25 protein-coding genes are annotated in these 18705 nt (G+C 39.0%); 16 read left to right on the top strand and 9 right to left on the bottom strand.

Annotated elements, in window-relative coordinates:
• Nucleotides 1-96: 96 nt before the first annotated feature.
• Nucleotides 97-1353, top strand: a complete 1257-nt coding sequence (locus tag AB1I63_06050; protein MEW4354445.1) for an ISL3 family transposase — start codon at nucleotides 97-99, stop codon at nucleotides 1351-1353.
• Between the two features lie 101 nt (nucleotides 1354-1454).
• Here AB1I63_06050 and AB1I63_06045 read toward each other — a convergent pair whose 3' ends face one another.
• The 4 genes from AB1I63_06045 to AB1I63_06030 all read right to left on the bottom strand — a co-directional run bounded on the left by AB1I63_06045 (nucleotide 1455) and on the right by AB1I63_06030 (nucleotide 5174).
• Nucleotides 1455-2417 carry an asparaginase gene (locus AB1I63_06045; GenBank protein ID MEW4354444.1) on the bottom strand — a complete coding sequence of 321 codons (963 nt, stop codon included), beginning with the start codon at nucleotides 2415-2417 and terminating at the stop codon, nucleotides 1455-1457.
• Between the two features lie 137 nt (nucleotides 2418-2554).
• Entirely contained in the window at nucleotides 2555-3703 is a 1149-nt protein-coding gene (locus tag AB1I63_06040) for a tyrosine-type recombinase/integrase (GenBank protein MEW4354443.1), read from the bottom strand.
• A 167-nt stretch (nucleotides 3704-3870) separates the two neighbouring features.
• A complete protein-coding gene (locus tag AB1I63_06035; protein MEW4354442.1) occupies nucleotides 3871-4791 on the bottom strand; it encodes an exonuclease domain-containing protein in 921 nt (306 codons plus the stop codon).
• 2 nt (nucleotides 4792-4793) lie between these two features.
• The gene (locus tag AB1I63_06030; GenBank protein MEW4354441.1) at nucleotides 4794-5174 is read right to left on the bottom strand and encodes a helix-turn-helix transcriptional regulator; all 381 of its coding nucleotides are present in this window, start codon (nucleotides 5172-5174) and stop codon (nucleotides 4794-4796) included.
• Between the two features lie 160 nt (nucleotides 5175-5334).
• Between AB1I63_06030 and AB1I63_06025 the strand changes: the two genes are divergently transcribed.
• The 14 genes from AB1I63_06025 to AB1I63_05960 all read left to right on the top strand — a co-directional run bounded on the left by AB1I63_06025 (nucleotide 5335) and on the right by AB1I63_05960 (nucleotide 12367).
• Nucleotides 5335-5523: a transcriptional regulator gene (locus AB1I63_06025; GenBank protein ID MEW4354440.1), complete on the top strand. Its 189-nt coding sequence runs from the start codon at nucleotides 5335-5337 to the stop codon at nucleotides 5521-5523.
• 60 nt (nucleotides 5524-5583) lie between these two features.
• A complete protein-coding gene (locus AB1I63_06020) occupies nucleotides 5584-6048 on the top strand; it encodes a hypothetical protein (GenBank protein ID MEW4354439.1) in 465 nt (154 codons plus the stop codon).
• Entirely contained in the window at nucleotides 6041-6205 is a 165-nt protein-coding gene (locus AB1I63_06015; protein ID MEW4354438.1) for a hypothetical protein, read from the top strand. Before AB1I63_06020 ends, AB1I63_06015 begins: the two co-directional genes overlap by 8 nt.
• A gap of 93 nt (nucleotides 6206-6298) precedes the next feature.
• On the top strand, nucleotides 6299-6571 hold the full coding sequence (locus AB1I63_06010) for a hypothetical protein (GenBank protein ID MEW4354437.1): 273 nt from the start codon (nucleotides 6299-6301) through the stop codon (nucleotides 6569-6571).
• 211 nt (nucleotides 6572-6782) lie between these two features.
• Entirely contained in the window at nucleotides 6783-7019 is a 237-nt protein-coding gene (locus AB1I63_06005) for a hypothetical protein (GenBank protein MEW4354436.1), read from the top strand.
• Nucleotides 7016-7207: a hypothetical protein gene (locus AB1I63_06000; GenBank protein MEW4354435.1), complete on the top strand. Its 192-nt coding sequence runs from the start codon at nucleotides 7016-7018 to the stop codon at nucleotides 7205-7207. Before AB1I63_06005 ends, AB1I63_06000 begins: the two co-directional genes overlap by 4 nt.
• The gene (locus AB1I63_05995; protein MEW4354434.1) at nucleotides 7197-7397 is read left to right on the top strand and encodes a hypothetical protein; all 201 of its coding nucleotides are present in this window, start codon (nucleotides 7197-7199) and stop codon (nucleotides 7395-7397) included. Before AB1I63_06000 ends, AB1I63_05995 begins: the two co-directional genes overlap by 11 nt.
• 9 nt (nucleotides 7398-7406) lie before the next feature.
• Complete coding sequence (locus tag AB1I63_05990; GenBank protein MEW4354433.1) at nucleotides 7407-7931, top strand: hypothetical protein; 525 nt, start codon at nucleotides 7407-7409, stop codon at nucleotides 7929-7931.
• Entirely contained in the window at nucleotides 7932-9350 is a 1419-nt protein-coding gene (locus AB1I63_05985; protein ID MEW4354432.1) for a virulence-associated E family protein, read from the top strand. It begins immediately after the preceding gene.
• A 286-nt stretch (nucleotides 9351-9636) separates the two neighbouring features.
• Complete coding sequence (locus AB1I63_05980; GenBank protein ID MEW4354431.1) at nucleotides 9637-9777, top strand: DUF2292 domain-containing protein; 141 nt, start codon at nucleotides 9637-9639, stop codon at nucleotides 9775-9777.
• An 82-nt stretch (nucleotides 9778-9859) separates the two neighbouring features.
• Nucleotides 9860-10744, top strand: coding sequence for a hypothetical protein (locus tag AB1I63_05975; protein MEW4354430.1), 885 nt, complete (start codon nucleotides 9860-9862; stop codon nucleotides 10742-10744).
• A complete protein-coding gene (locus AB1I63_05970) occupies nucleotides 10741-11625 on the top strand; it encodes a head maturation protease, ClpP-related (protein ID MEW4354429.1) in 885 nt (294 codons plus the stop codon). Before AB1I63_05975 ends, AB1I63_05970 begins: the two co-directional genes overlap by 4 nt.
• A 194-nt stretch (nucleotides 11626-11819) precedes the next feature.
• The gene (locus AB1I63_05965) at nucleotides 11820-12065 is read left to right on the top strand and encodes a hypothetical protein (GenBank protein MEW4354428.1); all 246 of its coding nucleotides are present in this window, start codon (nucleotides 11820-11822) and stop codon (nucleotides 12063-12065) included.
• Nucleotides 12062-12367, top strand: coding sequence for an HNH endonuclease (locus AB1I63_05960; GenBank protein MEW4354427.1), 306 nt, complete (start codon nucleotides 12062-12064; stop codon nucleotides 12365-12367). Before AB1I63_05965 ends, AB1I63_05960 begins: the two co-directional genes overlap by 4 nt.
• 159 nt (nucleotides 12368-12526) lie before the next feature.
• On the opposite strand, the gene AB1I63_05955 is transcribed toward AB1I63_05960, so the two are convergent.
• Nucleotides 12527-13513 carry an IS30 family transposase gene (locus AB1I63_05955; GenBank protein MEW4354426.1) on the bottom strand — a complete coding sequence of 329 codons (987 nt, stop codon included), beginning with the start codon at nucleotides 13511-13513 and terminating at the stop codon, nucleotides 12527-12529.
• Nucleotides 13514-13832: 319 nt separating this feature from the next.
• Here AB1I63_05955 and AB1I63_05950 point away from each other — a divergent pair, with 319 nt between their 5' ends.
• Nucleotides 13833-15227, top strand: coding sequence for a Cof-type HAD-IIB family hydrolase (locus AB1I63_05950; protein MEW4354425.1), 1395 nt, complete (start codon nucleotides 13833-13835; stop codon nucleotides 15225-15227).
• Nucleotides 15228-15454: 227 nt separating this feature from the next.
• Here the strand turns inward: AB1I63_05950 and AB1I63_05945 are convergent, their stop codons facing one another.
• From AB1I63_05945 to AB1I63_05930, 4 genes are all read right to left on the bottom strand, one after another.
• Nucleotides 15455-16666, bottom strand: coding sequence for a mechanosensitive ion channel (locus AB1I63_05945; GenBank protein MEW4354424.1), 1212 nt, complete (start codon nucleotides 16664-16666; stop codon nucleotides 15455-15457).
• 225 nt (nucleotides 16667-16891) lie between these two features.
• Nucleotides 16892-17098 carry a helix-turn-helix transcriptional regulator gene (locus tag AB1I63_05940; protein MEW4354423.1) on the bottom strand — a complete coding sequence of 69 codons (207 nt, stop codon included), beginning with the start codon at nucleotides 17096-17098 and terminating at the stop codon, nucleotides 16892-16894.
• Nucleotides 17099-17108: 10 nt separating this feature from the next.
• A complete protein-coding gene (locus AB1I63_05935; GenBank protein MEW4354422.1) occupies nucleotides 17109-17591 on the bottom strand; it encodes a DUF2975 domain-containing protein in 483 nt (160 codons plus the stop codon).
• 574 nt (nucleotides 17592-18165) lie between these two features.
• Nucleotides 18166-18618, bottom strand: coding sequence for a universal stress protein (locus tag AB1I63_05930; protein MEW4354421.1), 453 nt, complete (start codon nucleotides 18616-18618; stop codon nucleotides 18166-18168).
• Nucleotides 18619-18705: the final 87 nt, after the last annotated feature.

The following is an 18705-nucleotide window of genomic DNA, read 5'->3' as shown; positions in this document are numbered from 1 at the left end:
GTTTTTATTGTGCACTTATATTGTAAATTCAAGGTACAAAAAAGTCCCATAAGTCTTATAATGAAAAGTGACTAAACCATCATTAGAAAGTAACTTATGGAAAACATTAATAATACCACACAACTCATCGGAATAAAAGACAAACATATTACGATTATGGAAGTTCTGAAAACTGACTCCCATCTTATCATCAAAGCTACTCTAGATTACCTACCTCCTTTGTGCCCTCATTGCCAAGGTAAGATGGGAAAATATGATTTTCAACGAGTGTCCACCATTCCATTCCTAGACGTTCAAGCTATGCCTACTGTCATTAAATTACGGAAACGCCGTTTCCAGTGTAAACAATGCCGGCGTGTCACCGTGGCTGAAACACCCCTGGTGAGAAAGAATTACCAAATTTCTGAACCTGTCTGGCAGAAAATGACGGCTGATCATACTGAAAGACTAACGAACTCTGATATCACTAAGAAGAACCACGTGTCTGTCTCTACCGTACAGCGAAAGCTGACTAAATTCTCCTTCAAAGAAGACTACTCAAGACTTCCTGATATCCTATCTTGGGATGAATTCTCTAGAAACAAGGGAAAACTAGCCTTCATTGCTCAGGATTACAAGACGAAAAAGATCATTGCTATCCTTGAGAATAATCGGCAAACTACCATCAAAAACTATTTCTATAAATATTCTAAAGAAGCTAGAAAGGATGTTAAAGTCGTCACCCTAGACATGTCGGGAGCTTACATTCCCATCATTAAGCAACTTTTTCCTAACGCCAACATTGTCCTCGATCGCTTCCATATCATCCAACATCTCAATCGTGCCATGATGGCAACTAGAATCGCCATTATGAAGCAGTTTGATAAGCAGTCATTACCTTACCGTATCTTGAAGAATCACTGGCGAATACTCCACAAAGACAGCCGCAAGCTCTCTGATAAACTCTTCTATTCGCGGACACTACGTGAAACGAGAACACCTAAAGAAATCGTAGATATAGCGCTTAAATTCTCAGATGAATTTCAATTCTATTACGACCTCTATCAGCTCCTCTTATTCCACTTTCAAGAAAAGAATAGCCTTCACTTTTTTTCACTTATGGAAGATACTATAAAGCTTGTTAATCCACCTTTTAAGAAAGTCTTCAAGACTTTTCTACGATACAAGAAATATATTAGGAATGCTTTAGAGCCTCCCTATTCTAATGCTAAGCTAGAAGCTACCAACAAACTTATCAAAGACATCAAACGACAAGCTTTTGGTTTTAGAAATTTTAGTAACTTTAAAACTAAAATTCTCATCACCTTAAACATCAAAAAAGAGAGGAACAATAAGATCCTCTCTAGGGTTTAGATTCTCATCTACCCACTACAGTTGACAAAGTGCCACCTTTTTGATATTTTGAATGATTGTAGCTGAGCCTAGAGATCATACTTGCCTTACTCTTTGTTGACTTATCCTTCCATATAATCAGCTAAGGCTTCTCCTTTTAATCCTGCATTGAGGGCGATGAGGAGTTTCAGCCGTGCCTTGGGAGCATTGAGTTCTTTTACAAAGAGGACTCCAGACTTTTTGAGAGCCACTCCGCCGCCTTTATAGGCATAAACAGGCTCTGCAATACCGTTGAAACAACGGGAAACAAGAGCAACAGGAACGCCTGCTTGAATCAATTCTGCAATTTTTTCCGCTGCTTCTTGAGGGAGATTTCCAGCTCCAAAGGCTTCGATAATTAAGCCATCTAATTGCTTGGGATCAAGCATAGCGAGTAGCTCGGTTTGCATCCCTGCATAGGCAGAAATGATAGGAACTAGACCAGAAATCTCTTCTAAATCAAATCGTACTCGCTCTTCTGCCGTTTTGAAATAGAGAATTTCTTTTTTCATAATCAATCCAAGCGGTCCATGTGTAGGGGTTTGAAAGGTGCCGACATTTGTCGTGTGGGTTTTAGTGACATATTTGGCTGCGTGGATTTCGTCATTCATGACGACTAGAACGCCTTTACCGCGTGCTTTTTCATCACTAGCGACTCGTAAAGCGGACAAGTAATTGTAAACACCATCGCTACCTAGTTCATTAGAGGAGCGCATCGCACCTGTCAAGACCACAGGGATATCAGGCAAATCCATGGTATCGAGAAAATAAGCAGTCTCTTCTAAAGTATCCGTACCATGGGTAATGACCACCCCATCGTAGGCTTGATAATCATCGCGAATCTTGTGGTAGAGAGAGAGCATATGCTTAGGAGTGATATGAGGACTTGGAAGATTGAAAAAGTCTAGGCTTCTCACCTCAAGATGATCGACATCAATATCGACATGGGTCATCGGATTTACACTGTTGGTTGTGACATGACCCGTTTCATTCGCCTGCATGGAAATCGTGCCACCCGTATGTAAAACCAATATTTTCTTTGTCATCAAATAAGCTCCTTCTAAAGATTTGTGCTATAATGATTGTATCATATCTTGCCTTTTTAGGCTTGATTTCATGCGGTGTTTGTGCCTTTTGGGGTTCGTGACCTCGGTTGTGACTCCGACAGGGATATGATAGCAAGTTAGAAACCGATATAATGGGCAAACTTTTTGGCGGTTTGCTCTTTTTGTTTATCGGTGACGTGTGTGTAAATGTCCATAGTTGTTTTGATGTTGGAGTGTCCGAGGCGTTCTTGGACCTCTTTCATGCTTGCTCCAGCTTCAAATAGGAGGCTGGCGTGTGTGTGGCGGAAACCATGGGGAGAAATCCGCTTGAGGTTGTACTTGTCAATGATTTTCATTAAGACGTTGTAGATGTTTGATTTTTGAATGAGTCGATTGTCTGCCTGGGTGAAGCAGAAGTTTTCTTCTCGTAAATGCTTGAGTCCGTGCTTGAAAAATTCTTTTTTCTGTTCGTGTTGCCATTGCTTGAGTTGTTCAATCGTGCTATAATCTAGGGAGAGTGTGCGGATACTGCCTTTTGTTTTGGGTGTATCAATCACTTGTCCTTTGGTTGTGCGAATAATGCCACGATTGACGGTCAGATTGCCTTGGATAAAGTCTATGTCAGACCATTTCAGAGCGAGTACTTCGCCAATCCGTAAGCCCGTAAAAGCCATGATCCGAAAGATGGTGAGATATTGAGGGTTATTCTCTTCTTGAAGGCAGTCAAAGAATTGTTTTAATTCGTCTTTGGTATAAAACGAGGTAGTTTTTGGGTGGCTATCTCGTTTTTTTCGTGGTTTAATCACCTTTTCCATGGGATTTTTTGGGATAATTTCCATAATGTAGGCATATTTGAAAATCCGCTGGATAATAGAGATGTAGTGGGCGAAAGACTTGTACTTGTCCCAAAGTTTTGTAATGACCTGCTGGCAGTGGGTCGGTGGGATATGGTGGATGTACATATCTTTGAAATAGGGGATGATAAGTCTGAGGTGGGTTGCTACGGAGCGTTGAGAGCTACCTTTGACGGTATTTTTGTAGGAATCATACCAGAGGTTAGCGACTTCTTCGAAAGTGTAGGTTTGTTTGAGTCCTTGGACTTTTGAGGGTAAGCCTTTTTCTTCGACCTCGACCAGTAAGCGAGCTTCTGCCAGCCTAGCTTCTTTTTCGGTCTTAAATCCTCGCCGTGTGGTGCGGATTTCTTTTCCAGTGAGGGGATCTATGCCAAGATAGACCTTGGTCATATAGCGAACCGCTCCATTTTTTAGGGTGTAACTTTGTATCATGTTCTTGTCCTTTCTACTTGCTTGCCCGCATGGTTGAAAGAATAACAAGAAGATAGTCAGAGAGCTAAAAAATAGCCCCTATTTCGTTTGTTTTAGAATGGGCGGTAAGATTGTACCGAAAATAGCTAGAACGCCGTAGAGGGGCTGAAAAATTGCTTGATGACATGTTATCCAATTAGTTTTTGGAAATCCAATTCAGATAATATTTCTATATTTTGCCCTTTTTCGAGTAAAGAGAAGGCTTTTTTCATTTTTGAGCTTTGTCCACTTTGTCCGACTACTCTGAAATCTTGTTCCCCTATTACTAAATAATCTGTCTTGGAAGTCACGCCATTTTCTGGGATACCTCCAAGAAGGGAAACAGCTTTGGCGGCTTCTTGTCTGGTAAAATGTTCTAATTTGCCAGTAAACACAAAACGAGCCCCGTAGATTGGATTTTCTTGGTCCATTTTTGCTTTTTCTTCTTCAGTAGGCTCATAAAATTTATTTTTTGAAAAAGTCGTATGGATAGATTGACGTCCAAAACCTTTGCTTCCTAGAACACCATATTTTTTATATCTCAATGTTTCAAGAAAACTTTGAATATCATCTTGATTTGCTAATTCCATTAGTTTACAGATAATTTTTCCGCATGTTTCTGCATCAGATAGGGCATTGTGATGCTCAAGAGGGAATTTGAAATGCTTTGCTAAATTATTTAATTTATAACTGATTTGTCCAGGATAGGAAAACTTTGCGACATAATAACTGCAGAAATACTCTATTTTATCGAAAGGCAAGTCATATTTAATGTATGAGTCTTTTAGAGCATTTATATCAAATTGTGCAAAGTGAGCAACTACTGGAAAATCAGAAATAAAGTCAATAATTTCAGCTCTAATTTGTGGAAAAGTAGGAGCTCCAATAACATCGGTTGGTTTGATTCCATGTATAGAAATATTGATAGGATGAAAATCTTCTTCTGGATCAATTAAGCTGTAAAATTTATCAATGATGTGTCCATCTTGAAATTTAACTAATCCAATTGAACAGATACTTCCTCTAAAGTTATTGGCAGTTTCAACATCTAAGGCAACAAATGAGTACATGGTTAATTTCCTTTCTTTGAGGTTAGTAAAAATTCTGAATAGCGGACTAAATTTTCTTGTTTTTCTATGTCCATCTGTCTAAAGTTTGTAATCAATTCTGTTTCTAAGATTGTTTGGTGGTCTCCATATTCTATGCCGTCTTCGTCTCGAGTGTTGGTCATATTTTTGACAAATTCTTCCAGTGGTACCACTTTTTCTTCATAACCCAATAGATATGCTACGGATACGTCGAAATAATCCGCTAATTGTTGAGCTTTATCATTTTTTATAGTTACTTCATTAGCTTCCCATCGTTGTAGGGTTCTTTTTTTTATCTCTAAAAAATCAGCTAATTCTTGCTGGGTCATATTTTTGTTTTTTCGCAGATTTTTAATGTTATTCATTTTTTACACTACCTTTCAAAATGATTATAGCATATAAGAACAAATAAATGACAAAAAAAGTCATTTTTGATGCATTTTACTCTTGACAACGAATTTAAAAGACGTTATAATGCAATTAAAGCGAATAAAAAAGACGCTAAAAATAAAAAGGAGGTAAATAATGCTCATTACAGAAGAAATAGCCATTAAGGTACGCAAGAAACGAGCTGTAGAGCAGCTAGGGAAAATTGAACTAGCTAAAAAAATAAATATAACTACTCGAACTCTTGCCAAGATTGAGCAGGGCGACTATGACGCTCCACGTCGGATTTATCAATCAGTCATGGAATGGCTGACAGAGGATTTATAATGATTTTTCACTACCTTTCACCTTTGAAAAATCTGAAATGAACTAGAAACGAGGTATAAAATGGCAAAACAACGCAGGGAAAGAATTTTTACGATCGACCGTCTCTATGAGATACAGGACATTCACGGAGAGTTGACGCTCTCGGCTATTATGGAGGAGCTGGACTTTCTATCCAGACGGGACATCACGCAAAAGATGAACCAAATGAGGAGAAAAGGAAGTATCCACTATGACAAGGGCTATGAGAATATCAAAATCTTAGTCCCTCGGACGATGAAAAACGACGTGATCATTAAGGAAAACGAGCTAGGGCGCTTGCAATCGTGGTTCTTAGTCCGTGACTTGTATGGCTTGGAAGAGGATTTGCAGTCTGGCCAGCTGAAAGCAAGCGACAGGGTCAAGGCTCGGCAGCTGCGCTATAAGATTTTGAACAGTCTCCAAAAATCGGCTATTGACTTTGCGAAAATCTACGAGGAGCAGGCAGGCTTTACCCTACCATGGCAGGAGGTGAGCACGAATGGTTAACCATCTACCAAGGCTATATCAACGCTCGGTGTCTCTTATTAGCCAATATTGGCATGGAAATATCACCAAAGAAGATTTTACCAAGTCCTTTCACCGCTTGGAAGATAAGATCCATCATGAAGTAGCGGTGAAAAATCGGCAACAAAAAAAGGCTTAGCAATCACCACAACGCAGAAGCCTTTAAACTAAGTACAATGAAAAAACTTAGGTGTTTTTCTTGTACCCTCATTATACCAAAAGGAGAGGAAAAATGGAATCTTTTTTGACAGAAAATGCCAGTATGACCTTAGTAAAAGGCGTATTGGACTTGGCAAAAGAGCTCGTGGAAGAAGAAAGCAAGCGCCGAGAGAATGACCGCTTGAACCAAAAACAGGTCTTGCAAGAGTACAAAGGCATTATCACCTTTCAAGATTTGAAACGTATGGAAAGAAACGGTTTGCCCTTTATCAAGACAGGCAACCGGCGACTCTACAAACGTGCCAATATTGAACATTGGCTAGATTTATCAGAAACGACACAATAATACCAGCTTGCCCGCATGGTTGAAAGAAAAACAAGGACGATTTGGAAAAAGTCCAAAGGGTGTCCAGACATGGAATACCTTGTAAAGAAGTCGGAAAACACGACCTAAAAAATGATTGGATAGTAAACAAAAAAGAGGTGCTGACATTGCCATTCTACGGCTTTGTTTAGCGATTTTATGAGTAACAATGCATGAAAAGAGAGGAGAGAAGATGAATAACAGTGAGATATTAGACAATTACGAAAGTCTTACCAGCGATATGATGACAGCAGTCAGTGCCTTAGATGTCGTGAGAAGGTGGTTAGAAAACACCCAAAAGAGCGACAGCGGCTATTATGATTTTATTGCTTTAAAGGAGCAATACGCCGATATTATCAATTTAGCCATGAATGACTTAAATAGGCTAGCTAGTGAACACTATAAATTGATTGAGGAGACAACTAAATGAATTTTCAAGAACTATATGATACAGCAAAAGAACATGATATAACTGACGAAGATTTAGAACTGGCTAACCTCTATTGTGAAAATTGTTTGGAGGAAGACAGTGCGACCTTCGCTCTTTTACATATCTTCCAAATGGGCAAGATAGCAGGTATCAGACAGGAAAGGAGACGTAGGAAACATGCTAGATGAACTCAACCTACCGCTTGACCAAGTGATGATGTTGATTGTTGTTACGGTGATTCTTGCAGGGTATTTATGGCGTAACCTTGGATATTGCCAGCTTGATGTCAAGGAGAAAGAGCAGGAAAAAACTCAAAAAGCGGAACTCAGTCCTGATTATGGGGCTTATATCCAGCTAGGTATGCGGAGAAGTAGCTAGGAGGTGCGAATGTATCGAGTGATTGAATTTATCCTCCAGAAAGACAAGGTCTCAGAGTTTGTTTTTTTGAAAGATTGTCCGACAAGGGCGCTAAAGAAAGATGATTGGTTTTTATTTCTTTATTTCGAGCCTTTGGGGGCTTGCTTGGATAGTATCATTAGCCCCTTGTATCGTCTTTCAGTCAAGGAGCGACTCAGTGAAGAAAAGCTAGTCAAGGCAGGGTGGCAGGTGGTCAGAGATTTCAACATTGCCATTCTGTCGGGTGAATTGCTGGAGCTGGTGAAAGGGTTTGATGTCTATAAACTTACGAAAAAGCGCTATGCTTGCCCTTTGATACTGTCTGGGGATTTGTTTCAGATGATTTGCGAGGGCATACGGACAAAAGGGCAGGTCTCTTGTCTGGTCAAGATGATGTTTGCTGCTGGCTATGATTTGGGACAAGTGATTGACGTCTTTTCAAACTTGGTTAGAAATCGATGTTTGTTGCCTTTCTTTTTAGAAGTAGCTGATCAATACTATGCAGAGGGAGGATAGATGAGCAAAGACTTATTAGACAAGATGATTGCTGAGGATGAGGAAAATTTCCAGTCTTTGGCTGAGCAGTACCAAGAAGAGATCATGCCTGCTTTTCGGACTTATGGCAAGTCCAAGGCACCAGTCAGAAGCCCTTATAATGTGGTGTTGGTATTTGAACAGCAGCAAAGTATCTCTAAAGGGGTGCGATACAATGATTTTTCAAAGACGATTGAAAAGACTAAGCCGACACCGTGGGGCACTGATAAGGGGACTTGGAATGAGGAAGACACCAAGCTAGCCATTGCCTTTATTGATGAAAAATATGGCTTTGCACCGACTAGGGATAATGTGGATATTGCTATCTTGAAAGTAGCCAAAGAAAACACCTACCACCCCGTCAAAGACCGCATAGAGTTGCAGACGTGGGACGGGGTAGAGCGAGCGGAGCGGTATTTTATCGATTTGTTAGGCTGTCCAGATACGAGCTATGTCCGTGAGGTGACAAGGCTTTGGCTGACGGGGTTAGTTGCCCGTATCTATCGACCAGGTACCAAGTTTGAAATTGTGCCGATTTTGACAGGTGGGCAGGGGTTGGGAAAGAGTACAGCTACTAAGCGTCTGCTACCTGAATTTCATACGGATAGTGTCCGAAAACTTGGTGATCACATAGAAGACTATCGTATCTTACAGACCAATGTCGTTATCGAGTTTGGAGAGCTGAAAGGTTTTAAAAAGACGGCGATAGAAGCGATAAAAAATTTCATCAGTGCGACAAGTGACGATATTCGGGCACTTTACGGCAGGAAGGCAGAAAAGGTGGACCGTCATTGTGTCTTTATTGGGACGTCAAACGCTAAAGGCTTTCTAAAAGACGAGGGCAAGGAGCGGCGTTTTTATCCTATCCAGTGTGGGGTCAATGATGTAGCGTGTCATCCTATGGAAAAAGACGAGAGCTATTTCTTGCAGGTACTAGCAGAAGCCAAGATTTGGTATGATGAGGGGCAGACCTTGACGATTTCAAAAGCCTTAGACGAGGAATTGGAACAAATCCAAGAAGCCTATAAGGTGGAAGACCAAGACAAGGAATCTATCTTGGAATACTTAGGTTATTTCTACCCTCCAGCGGAATGGTACGAGTTGTCATCCCACGAACGTAGGCAGTATTTTCTCAAACATCTACAAGAGCCACTAGATGACAAGCAATCATACAAAGATTATCCGCTAAAATTTGGAACAGTCCAACTTGAAATCACTACCCCAAATGAGGTTGCCTATATCGTATTCAATGAAAATCCAACCAAGGGACGAGGTGGACACTATAACCAAAAAGCTAGAGATGTGCTAGATAATCATAAGGATTGGGAGCGCTCGGATACCAAAAAGCGGATATGGAAAAAGGGAACACCAACACCCTATTATTTCCGAAAAAAGCCTTAATGCTACAAAAGCTACAATATGCTACAAGATATGCTACAAGAGAAAAGTCAGTTATATTAAGGGTTTTACTCTCTATTGTAGAATAAGTAGATATATAACAGTATAAATAATATATAAGAGAGCTTAGGATTGGGGATTTTCCGTAGAAAAGTTTTTTGATGATTTTAAAGCTACATTGGCTACAAAAACGAGCTAACCCCTTGGGAGAGTGAGAAAGAGCCTTGTAGAATTACCCCTTTTCTAAAAGCTCGGAATGGCTACAATGCTACAAAAAGGAGAAAAAAGCATGGATAACTTTATTTATTTTAAAAAAGGTGATATAATAAAGCATGTAGCAGTACCCCAACATGGCACAATTACCTTAAAAGTGAATGACGGCATTGTGACATGGGTAGAAGTTACAAAGAAAGAAAAAATTACATACTGACTATTTGATGATAGAGGTATAGCATAAAGCGAGAAGTTGCTTTTTGTTATACCTCTTTTTGATTTTTAAGGAGGATATAAAAATGAAATTTGAAGAAGCAAAAAAACTATTTTATGAATTGCATGACGGTTGGGTCTTATATGATGTTGAAAACAATCCGAATGCGCTAGTCCAAACGGAAAATACACAGTATTGGCAAAGAGTTCTTCTTCCAGCCTTGATAAAGCAGAATGCAGAGATTGAACACGCCCACGGGAAATATAGAACCTTGTATCGTGCATTTTTTAATGATATTGAAGATTTTACAGCTAAGGTCGAAGAAAATCGTGAGAATAAACTGATCACAACAAAAAGCAAACACGAGCAGAATACGACTCTTTATCATAAAATCACGGATAAGCTGGAAATGCGAGTATCAGAAATCAATCAAGCGCAGGCTCTCTTTTTAGATCATGCGAATAAGGTATTAGAAGCCTTTAAAGGGGTACTGCAAGAAAATTGTGTTCCAGAAGTGAAAATCAATCGCTTGGCAGATATTCCGATGAGTGAAAAGTTCCCAATTTCTCTTGCTGGTATTGAGCTGGATATTAGGAAAGTTTATACCCCATTCACTACTCCATATTCTGAGCGTGATATTCGGTTTTATAAACGTTGGATTAAAAACGAGTATTTGCCAGATTCTTCAAATACTTGGTATTGGGAATTGTTCTATAAGGAATGGGGTAAGAGTGGGGAACTTGGTATAGATGCCATCGGTATCCATAAAGCTTTAAAACATAAGTATAACTATAATAGTGATAAAGTTGCGGAACATATCGCTAAAGCCTTTGAAGATTTTTGGGAGCGATACGAACTTGAGCAAATCGAAAAAAGAAAAGATGAGTTATTGCTCCAGGAACTAAAGCAAACAAAAACGGAAAAAGAAAGAAAAAGCATTTTTGGTAAATGGCTTGGAGGGAACAAATGAGAATTAATATAAATGGTTCGATTGTGGCCAATAGTCGAAAAAAAGATTATCAATCTAACGGTTTAGAATGTTTTTCGCCAGCAGATTTAAAACTACCTATCAATGGTGAGAGTTTGGAAGTTTATATCAATTCTGGTGGCGGTGATGTCTACTCAGGTAGTGAAATCTCTTCCAAGTTAAAAGACTATAAGGGAAATGTAACAGTCAAGATTGTTGGTCTTTGTGCAAGTATTGCAACAGTGATCGCTTTATCGGGTGACACAATCGAGATGAGCCAAACAGCCGTCTTTATGATCCATGAAGCTATGGCGGGAGTATTTGGCAATAAGAAAAAGATAGAGCAAGATTTGAGAAGTTTAGATACAATCAATGACATGTTACTAAATGTATATCACAAGCGCACAGGCTTACCTATTGAACGTCTGAAAGCGATGATGGCGGAAGAAACGTGGCTAACATGTGATGAAGCGATTGAGCTAGGTTTTGTAGATAGAGAATTAACCTCGCAAGGATTTTCACGTCAGTTGGTCGCTAGCGTGGCAGAAGCTTTACCTACGACTATTCAATATGACTACATGGAAATGATTAGGCGGAAGTTTGAAAATCAAATTAGAACAGAAGTAAAAGCTCAACCGAAAATACCTCTCCATATTCAACACATGTACAATTGGGCAAAGAAAGTAAAGGTCAGAACTGAATTAGAAGAAGAAATCCATCAACAGAAACATCAGAACAGATTAAAAGAATTGCGTGAGCAAAAGGATGCTATGGCAGGTTTTAGAAATGGGGACTGTTATATAGAAAACGGCCAAACGAAGATATATGCGAGAGATTATGAGACTTATAGCTTGAAGGCTCAAGGGTTATTGAAATCGCAATAGAAAGAAGAATAGTAAGGAGCTGCAAGGCTCTTTACTTATTTATTATTTTTAATTCCTTGTTTTGAGGAAACGTTGAACTGATGATAGGTTGATTAGTCTAACGCTTGATAGGATTGAATTTTGGAAGTGTCAGCGAGTTCAATAGAATGTATGAAAGTGTGAACTCAAACTAAAAAACAAAGGAGTAAAAAGAAATGGGAATAAAAGAATTGCGTTACAAAATTTTACGTTTCAATAATCGTAAGAACAAAAAACGAGAGTCCCAAAAAACGACTACAAAAAAATGGACATCGGAATTTTTTGTAGATGTTGAAACAAAAAATATAAAAGAGTTTAATGAACTGTTGGACGAGACAAGAAATGCAGTAGCACATCTTGAAAACTGTTTGAATCGTTTGAGCAACTTCAAGGTGGAGATTGAACTCAAGTGTCGTCAATGATTGATGTCAGTACAAGAGAGAGTCGCAATAAGTTTTATCATTCACGAGAGTGGAGAAAGACTAGAAAGATGGTTCTAGAGCGTGATCACTTTGAATGTCAATGGTGCAAAGAGGAGGGAAAAGTCACGACAGAACGTGATAGCGTACTCGAAGTTGATCATATCGAGGAGTTAGAATATCATCCAGACAAGGCTTTGGATATAGATAATCTTCGAACACTTTGTCATGAATGTCATAATAAGCGACACAATCGACCTAACAAGAGAGAGAAACATTTTAGAGAGGACGAGTGGTGGGGCTGACACCCCCCGTTCTAAAAAAAGCGTTGTGAAAAAATCACAAATTTTAAGCGGCCTGCCTAGACTGTCCAAATATTTGTTAAAAAATAGGAGGGGGAGGGGGTTCGGGCAGAAAAAGTCTTCTTTTCTATCAAAAATTGAAAGTTTTTTGACGGCGAATTGTCAAATTAAGTGCACATTTATCCCATAAAAAACTTCATAAGGTGTTTTCCAGTTTAGACATTTTCGTGGTCTGTTATTTAATTTATCTTCCCATTCCTGAATGATTAAGTGTTCTACCTCTGTTAAGTCACTTCCTTTTGGAAAATACTCTCGCAATAAGCCATTTGTATTCTCGTTTGTTCCTCGTTGCCAAGGAGCATGAGGATCAGGAAAATAGACTTCGACATTTAGTTTCTCGGTGAGTTCAGGATGTCCTGAGAATTCCTTACCTCTATCAGGAGTCACTGTTTCTTTTGGTAGGGACTCTAACATATTTACCATGGCTTCTATAACCAATTTACTTTTCTTGACAGCTACTTTCTGAATTTTGAGGAAGCGGGAATGCCTATCAGTGAGTGTTACTAGGCAAGCTTTTCCAGTCTTTCCAGCAACAGTATCGGCTTCCCAATCACCTATTCTCGAGCGTTCATTAGCTGCTATTGGCCTCTCATGAATGGTATGAGAAATAGGAATTTTTCCTCGCTTTTCCACATGGGATTGTGTATGGCGTGTTTTACCATGGTGACGAAGTTTGCGAACAACCCCACGAGCACCATGTGAAAGAGGCGTGTCGTCAAAGTGACCGCGATAGATAGCTCTATAAATGGTTTGATAACTAATGACGGGTCTTTCTCGTTCTAAACGTAATCGCCCCTCAATTTCTTCTGGCGACCATTGACACTCAAGAAAAAGATGCTTGACGGTCTGACTGAGTTCAGTGTCTATTTCTAATTTCCTTTTTCGCCCACAATGCGATTTAGCGAGATGATAAGCTGTTTGTGCCCTACTAGGCGAATAGTTGCCTTGTTTTGAATGACGTTTTAATTCACGGCTAATACTTGAGGGGTGCCGATGTAATAGTCGTGCTATTTGAGAAAAGGTCATCCCTTTAGTACGATAAATCAGAATACTTTCTCGTTCATCTATGGTAAAATGATGGTAGCTCATAAGATTTCCTTTCGTAAGATGTTTGTTCAGTTTTATTTTACTAGAAAAAATCTTATGAGTTTTTATTGTGCACTTATATTGTAAATTCAAGATATAAAAAAAAGCCTACTGGCTTTAGGTTATTCTTTCAACCATACGGGCAAGCGTTGATGATGGGTGACTACGTTTTTGACTTCGAAAGTTGGCAAAAAGTCACAATTTGCGTAAATGTACTTTGCGATAAAAATGCCAAAAAGTCTTTATTTAATAGCTATTGGTTGTATTTGGTAAAGAAAAATCGTAAAATGATTGTATCACAAAAACGAGAGATGAGGAACCAATGGAAATCAAAGCAGTCTTTTTTGATATCGACGGTACTTTGGTCAATGATAACAGGACCGTTCTAAAGTCCACGGAACAAGCGATTCAGAGTTTGAAAGAGCAGGGCATTTTAGTAGGGCTTGCGACAGGGAGAGGGCCATTTTTTGTAGAGCCCTTTATGGAGCAGCTGGATTTAGATTTTGCTGTTACTTATAATGGTCAATATATTTTCTCAAAAGATAAGGTCATCTCAGCTACACCGATTGATAAGGCAAGCTTGCGCGGTTTGATTGAGGTCGCACATCAATATCGCAAGGAAATCTGCTTTGGGACAAAAGATGGCGTGATTGGTTCTAAAATCATGAATTTTGGGATGAGCAAGGTTCCCCAGTGGTCCAGTCGCCTCATTCCGAAAAAATTGACTCGCTATGTCAATCATGGCTTTAACCACATCATCAGTAAGGCTTTTCCTCAAAAAGTGGAGGATCTCTACCAAGCGATTCAAGAGCCGATTTATCAGGTCTTGCTCCTTGCAACAGCGTCTGAAACTAAGCTGATTCAGGAAGAATTTACAGACTTGAAATTCACCCGAAGCAGTCCATTTGCGGCTGATGTGATTAACCAAGGCATGTCCAAGTTAGAGGGAATTCGCCTTGTCGGCAAAGAATACGGTTTTGGCATCCATGAGGTCATGGCCTTTGGGGATTCGGACAATGACTTAGAAATGTTGGCAGGAGTGGGCATGTCCATTGCCATGGGAAATGGAACCGATCGAGTTAAAGAGATTGCAAAACATATTACAACCAGCAACAGTCAAGATGGCATTCACAAGGCGTTGGAGCATTTTGGAATTTTAGCGAGAGAGAAAGTCTTTACCAGTAGTGATCCGCATTTCAATAAAGTGAAGGCATTTCATCAAGTCATGGATACCTCGACACAAGAAGAGCCAATGGCTTGGGATTTGAAAAAAGCAAGCCATCGTGTAGACTTCAAGCTTGAAGAGATGGTGGAGTTTCTACGAGCAGCCAGTCCTTCTGAAGAGGCATTTGAGGGAGCGATTGAGGATTTGCATTTGGCTCTTGATAAGGCTGTTGAAAAAGTCAAGACAAATACTCCAGCTGAAGTGTCTCTAGTGGGACAGGCGGATGCTCTGATTGATATGTTGTATTTTACTTATGGAACTTTTGTACTTATGGGAGTGGACCCAGAGCGAATTTTTGAAATTGTCCATCAAGCCAATATGGGGAAAATCTTCCCAGATGGCAAGGCTCATTTTGACCCTATGACCCATAAAATCCTAAAACCAGATGATTGGGAAGAAAAATATGCGCCAGAACCTGCCATTCAAAAAGAGCTAGAACGCCAGATGAAGGCTTATCAAAAGCATAAGGAAGAGCAGCGGACTAAGCTTTAAGAAATATCTATTTAGTAGACTTGTTTTGTTGTATTGAACAAAAGCAAGTCTTTTTATATACCTTAAATGTTTACGATACATAGACAATGAATGTCTGAGGATGTGAGAAAGTTGTATATCTGACTATTGATATGGATGCGTTTATTAGCCTATAAACATGAAAAATACCTCCGCTTTATGGTACTAGAAAGCGGAGGTATTTGTAGTTGTTTTAGGACTGTTTATGCTTATTTGTCCTTATGCATAACTTTATCCAATTTTTCTAATTGTTTAGCAGCAAATTCTTTTCCACCTAGTCCAAATGCTAAAGCAAATGCAACTGCTACGGCACCTAGAATGATGGTAAAGGTTGTTTGAACGATTGTTTCAGCGATGTGAAGTTGATCGAGGATCATAAAGGCTGAAAGGACTAAAATCGCATAGCGAACAGTTTCACCGATGAATTTTTTGTTGGTCAAACTTGAGAAGAATGAACCAAGGACATTTCCAGCTATAATAGCAATCATTAAGAGAATGAGTGAGCTAATAACAGCTGGTAGATAAGCGATAATAGAAGTTCCAACAGTATTTAGAATATCTAGTTGGAGTGTGGCAATCGCTTGTACTCCAAAGAAGATACCAATGACAATACGAACAATAGACGCAACTACCGTTGATAGAGTGATAGTTTGTTTTTCATTGAAGCTAAGGTATTTTGAATATTGATCAATACCAGATGTTTGGAGTAATTTTTCCACGACATTTCCAATGATCTTAGTCAAGAATCCACCGATAAGAACAAGGATAATCGCAGAAACTAGATTTGGAATGAAACTAATAGCTTGGTTAAGCAATGCTACAATCGGTTCAGAAAGAGCAGCTACTCCTAGGATATCTAAAGAAGTCGCTAGGATAGGAACAAAGATAAGAACATATACAATTGAAGATAGTACATCTGCTAATTGAGCTTCGTTTGTAAGAGCTGTTTGATTATCTTGTCCAAGTACTTTAGAAATCCATTGTTCAATTGGAAGGTTAATGATGAGTTGCTTCACTAGATTTTTAATAAATTTACAGAAGTAAACTCCTAGGAATAGGATAAATCCAGCAGCAATAATATTTGGAATGAAGCTGAGAAATACAGCAAACATGCTTGAAATCGGATCGACAACGCTAGAAACTCCGAGTCCAGATAGAATAGATGGAAGAAAGAATAAGATTGTCAAGAAATAGAAAATCTGTCCGATTGTTTTGATGAGGGCATTTTCATCCGTTCCATCTTTGATCAATCCCCATTTTGTAAATAATGTGACGGGATTGAGTTTTTGAAGCCCTTTGATGACTCCTTTTCTCACTAATTTAGCAAGTAGAACTGCAATTAAAATGAGAACAATGATACGAACTGCCGAAGGCAGATAGGAAATGACTTGACTAAGCAAGCCTTGCAAATAAAGATCCATGATAGACTCCTTAACTTTTTATTTTATAAGCCGATTCTAGCAAATTATAGGTTTAAATACAAGAAATTCGTTTTAGAAAAAAGGCTATAAAATCAACTTTAACCCCCTTTCATAGATTGATATCAATAAACTAGACAATCTAGTCCATAATGATTGTTTCTATGTTCTTTCTTATCGTTATCATAAATAAGCCCTTGCTAATATTATACTAGCAAGGGTGTCTATTTATTCATCTGGCTCGTAGGCTAAAATATCGCCTGGTTGGCAGCCGAGTTCTCGGCAAATCGCATCAAGGGTTGAAAAGCGAATGGCTTTGGCTTTACCTGTTTTTAAAATGGAGAGATTGGCAGGTGTGATGCCGATGCGTTCTGCTAATTCGCTTGATTTCATTTTTTTCTTAGCCAATTCGACATCTAAGTTTACAATAATCATCCCTCTCCTCCTAGATGGTAAATTCTTGCTCTTTGGCAATGCGGTTTGCTTCTTCAAGGACTTTTGCGAGCGCCCACACTGCAAGAGCTGTCACGATAAAGGGAACATTGAAAAAGGAAAATTCGTACAAGGTGAAGATTCCTTCTCCTAAAAAAGAGGCGATGACAAGGAGAACTGCCGTGCGTTTTGCGAGTTCTACATTTTGCTCGACAAAGATACGCTCAGTCAGGATGTTTTGAAAAAATTGCCGAACAAAATAAAGAATAGCTAGTAAGATATAGTATTTCATTAGGATCAGTATGGAACCCCAATATCCTAAAGGTCCAGGATGACGAAGATAAATAGTAAAATCAGAGTCAATATGTAAAGAACCTTGATAAAAAAGACCGATGATAAATAGACAAGTCACCATAACAACTCCAAATCCGTGAAGAAAGAGTAAAAAGCTAATAAAAGTCTTGGCAGACTTCAAAGAAGTAAGTCGATGATTCATAAAAACCTCATTTCTAATCGCATGAAAATAATAGTTGCTATTGTTTAACGATTATCATTCATAGGCACGTCCTCCTCTTTATTGATGTATGAGATAAGGTGAGCTCTTCCTATCTATAAAATCATATTCTTTTAAAATATATTTCTATCGTTTTTCAATATCATTATAGCAAAAAAATTTTAAAAATCAATAAGTTTTTATCGTTTTTTGATAATTTTTTCAAAAAAAGAGGCTGAGACAAAAGTTTCCAGCCTTGCTTCTTTTATAGTTTGACGCAGTAGTTGTCGCTGGGGTCAATGCTCCAGTGGAGCTATTTGCGAGAACAGAAAGTTGTGAGCAATTTATCTAAAACGTTGATCAATCAACATTCTATCTAAAAGAAGCTAGCGAATTGTTCTTCGCTAGCCCTATTTCCAACCTTTTACAATTCTCAATTGTGAAAGCGTCAACCTCGCGGGATATTAACAGTCCAGTGGACTGTTAATACCTGAGCTTGGAAACTCGAAAGCGAAGACGACAAAATCGAATTCTACGAAATAACGATTTTTATCTCACTCCCATTGGAGAACAATGATTACATAGTTTTTTCTTTGTCACGAACGACGAGAAGGTCAACCTTCGTGTGGCGTAGGATATACTCAGAAGAAGAGCCGATAAGGAGTCGCTCAAAGGCTGTCAGACCAGTTGCACCGACAAGAATCAGATCAACGCCATTTGCATCTGGAATGTCTGTTGCAAGAAGCGTCTTTGGATTTCCCATTTCGATAATGGTCACCACATCTGTGAGTCCAGCTGCGCGTGCCTTTTCTTCGTAATCAGCCATCAATTTTTTAGCTTCCGTCTGCAATTCTTCATAGACTTCAGCGTCAAAAGTAGAAACGCTTTGAAGAGCACGGGTATCAATCACATGAGCAATCGTGAGTCGTGCTTGGTTTCGTAGGGCGGAATTGATTCCTTTTACAAAAGCTAGATCTGCCTCGCGTGAACCATCAACGGCAACCATGATATTTTCATACTTTTGGGTCATAGGAATACCTCCATTCTTTTTCTACTTCTATTGTAACCCTTTCCATGAAAAAAGTAAAGGGTTTTCATTTGCCTTACAGCTACTTTT

Origin of the sequence: Streptococcus pneumoniae (assembly GCA_040719455.1) — a bacterium.
Lineage (GTDB): Bacteria > Bacillota > Bacilli > Lactobacillales > Streptococcaceae > Streptococcus > Streptococcus pneumoniae_G.
The sequence above is the reverse complement of the archived record's forward strand: the minus strand, read 5'-3'. Positions and strand labels throughout refer to the sequence as shown.

Coding starts and splice junctions, on each gene's coding strand:
- AB1I63_06050 (MEW4354445.1), top strand. CDS start 97: ATGGAAAACATTAATAATACCACACAACTCATCGGAATAAAAGACAAA.
- AB1I63_05975 (MEW4354430.1), top strand. CDS start 9,860: ATGAAATTTGAAGAAGCAAAAAAACTATTTTATGAATTGCATGACGGT.
- AB1I63_05935 (MEW4354422.1), bottom strand. CDS start 17,591: ATGAATCATCGACTTACTTCTTTGAAGTCTGCCAAGACTTTTATTAGC.
- AB1I63_05970 (MEW4354429.1), top strand. CDS start 10,741: ATGAGAATTAATATAAATGGTTCGATTGTGGCCAATAGTCGAAAAAAA.
- AB1I63_06020 (MEW4354439.1), top strand. CDS start 5,584: ATGGCAAAACAACGCAGGGAAAGAATTTTTACGATCGACCGTCTCTAT.
- AB1I63_06010 (MEW4354437.1), top strand. CDS start 6,299: ATGGAATCTTTTTTGACAGAAAATGCCAGTATGACCTTAGTAAAAGGC.
- AB1I63_06045 (MEW4354444.1), bottom strand. CDS start 2,417: ATGACAAAGAAAATATTGGTTTTACATACGGGTGGCACGATTTCCATG.
- AB1I63_06000 (MEW4354435.1), top strand. CDS start 7,016: ATGAATTTTCAAGAACTATATGATACAGCAAAAGAACATGATATAACT.
- AB1I63_06025 (MEW4354440.1), top strand. CDS start 5,335: ATGCTCATTACAGAAGAAATAGCCATTAAGGTACGCAAGAAACGAGCT.
- AB1I63_05960 (MEW4354427.1), top strand. CDS start 12,062: ATGATTGATGTCAGTACAAGAGAGAGTCGCAATAAGTTTTATCATTCA.
- AB1I63_06015 (MEW4354438.1), top strand. CDS start 6,041: ATGGTTAACCATCTACCAAGGCTATATCAACGCTCGGTGTCTCTTATT.
- AB1I63_05985 (MEW4354432.1), top strand. CDS start 7,932: ATGAGCAAAGACTTATTAGACAAGATGATTGCTGAGGATGAGGAAAAT.
- AB1I63_05945 (MEW4354424.1), bottom strand. CDS start 16,666: ATGGATCTTTATTTGCAAGGCTTGCTTAGTCAAGTCATTTCCTATCTG.
- AB1I63_05940 (MEW4354423.1), bottom strand. CDS start 17,098: ATGATTATTGTAAACTTAGATGTCGAATTGGCTAAGAAAAAAATGAAA.
- AB1I63_06030 (MEW4354441.1), bottom strand. CDS start 5,174: ATGAATAACATTAAAAATCTGCGAAAAAACAAAAATATGACCCAGCAA.
- AB1I63_05955 (MEW4354426.1), bottom strand. CDS start 13,513: ATGAGCTACCATCATTTTACCATAGATGAACGAGAAAGTATTCTGATT.
- AB1I63_06005 (MEW4354436.1), top strand. CDS start 6,783: ATGAATAACAGTGAGATATTAGACAATTACGAAAGTCTTACCAGCGAT.
- AB1I63_05995 (MEW4354434.1), top strand. CDS start 7,197: ATGCTAGATGAACTCAACCTACCGCTTGACCAAGTGATGATGTTGATT.
- AB1I63_06035 (MEW4354442.1), bottom strand. CDS start 4,791: ATGTACTCATTTGTTGCCTTAGATGTTGAAACTGCCAATAACTTTAGA.
- AB1I63_06040 (MEW4354443.1), bottom strand. CDS start 3,703: ATGATACAAAGTTACACCCTAAAAAATGGAGCGGTTCGCTATATGACC.
- AB1I63_05950 (MEW4354425.1), top strand. CDS start 13,833: ATGGAAATCAAAGCAGTCTTTTTTGATATCGACGGTACTTTGGTCAAT.
- AB1I63_05980 (MEW4354431.1), top strand. CDS start 9,637: ATGGATAACTTTATTTATTTTAAAAAAGGTGATATAATAAAGCATGTA.
- AB1I63_05990 (MEW4354433.1), top strand. CDS start 7,407: ATGTATCGAGTGATTGAATTTATCCTCCAGAAAGACAAGGTCTCAGAG.
- AB1I63_05930 (MEW4354421.1), bottom strand. CDS start 18,618: ATGACCCAAAAGTATGAAAATATCATGGTTGCCGTTGATGGTTCACGC.
- AB1I63_05965 (MEW4354428.1), top strand. CDS start 11,820: ATGGGAATAAAAGAATTGCGTTACAAAATTTTACGTTTCAATAATCGT.